This window comes from Pseudomonas sp. 18173, assembly GCF_050432945.1.
Taxonomy (GTDB): Bacteria; Pseudomonadota; Gammaproteobacteria; order Pseudomonadales; family Pseudomonadaceae; genus Aquipseudomonas.
Genome location: NZ_JBKFTN010000069.1, coordinates 1 through 1,468, shown reverse-complemented (window position 1 = coordinate 1,468; position 1,468 = coordinate 1). Strand labels below are relative to the sequence as shown.

The following is a 1,468-nucleotide window of genomic DNA, read 5'->3' as shown; positions in this document are numbered from 1 at the left end:
GTAGCAGTTGGTCCACACACGACCGGCCTTGATGGCGCGGCCCATGCGGTAGGCGCGGTTGATGTCGCGGGTCCAGAGGCCGGCACCCAGGCCGAACTCGGTGTCGTTGGCGATGGCCAGGGCTTCGGCTTCGTCCTTGAAGGTGGTGATGCTCACCACCGGGCCGAAGATTTCTTCCTGGAACACGCGCATCTTGTTGGTGCCCTTGAGCAATGTCGGCTGGATGTAGTACCCGCTTGCCAGGTTGCCCTCGAGTTTTTCCACCTTGCCGCCGGTCAGCAGCTCGGCACCTTCGCCCCTGGCGATTTCCAGGTACGAAAGGATCTTGTCGAATTGCTGCTCGGACGCCTGGGCACCGACCATGGTGTCGGTGTCCAGCGGGTCGCCGCGTTTGATTTGCAGGACCTTCTTCATCACCACCTGCATGAACTCGTCGTAGATCGACTCCTGCACCAGGGCGCGGGAAGGGCAGGNTCTTGTCGAATTGCTGCTCGGACGCCTGGGCACCGACCATGGTGTCGGTGTCCAGCGGGTCGCCGCGTTTGATTTGCAGGACCTTCTTCATCACCACCTGCATGAACTCGTCGTAGATCGACTCCTGCACCAGGGCGCGGGAAGGGCAGGTGCAGACTTCGCCCTGGTTGAAGAACGCCAGCACCAGGCCTTCGGCGGCTTTCTCGATGAAGGACGGTTCGGCCTTCATGATGTCTTCGAAGAAGATGTTCGGCGACTTGCCGCCCAGTTCCACGGTCGACGGAATGATGTTTTCGGCGGCGCACTTCATGATGTGCGAGCCGACCGGGGTCGAGCCGGTGAAGGCAATCTTGGCGATGCGCTTGCTGGTGGCCAGGGCTTCACCGGCTTCTTTGCCGAAGCCCTGCACGATGTTCAGCACGCCCGGTGGCAGCAGGTCGCCGATCAGCTCGACCAGCACGGTGATGCCCAGCGGGGTTTGCTCGGCAGGCTTGAGCACCACGCAGTTACCGGCAGCCAGCGCCGGGGCGAGTTTCCAGGCGGCCATCAGGATCGGGAAGTTCCACGGGATGATCTGGCCGACCACGCCCAGTGGTTCATGGATGTGATAGGCCACGGTGTTGCCGTCGATTTCGGCAGCGCTGCCTTCCTGGGCGCGCAGGCAACCGGCGAAGTAGCGGAAGTGGTCGGCGGCCAGCGGGATGTCGGCGTTGAGGGTTTCGCGTACGGCCTTGCCGTTGTCCCAGGATTCGGTGATCGCCAGGGTTTCCAGATTCTGCTCGATGCGGTCGGCAATTTTCAGCAGCACCAGCGAGCGTGCCTGGGCGGAGGTGGCGCCCCAGGCATCGGCAGCGGCGTGGGCAGCGTCCAGGGCCTTGTCGATGTCTTCAGCCGTGGAGCGCGGGAATTCGGCAATCGGTTGGCCATTCACTGGCGAGGTATTGGTGAAGTACTGACCTTTGACAGGCGCGACGAACTCGCCGCCGATGTAGTT

The 1,468-nt window shown here is 62.7% G+C and carries 2 pseudogenes; both read right to left on the bottom strand.

From position 1 onward, the window contains the following. Positions 1–471 (bottom strand): annotated as a pseudogene (locus tag ACLD1X_RS29070) (aldehyde dehydrogenase family protein); the annotation flags it as partial. Positions 472–493: 22 nt separating this feature from the next. Beyond that, positions 494–1,468: pseudogene (locus ACLD1X_RS29065) on the bottom strand (aldehyde dehydrogenase family protein); the annotation flags it as partial.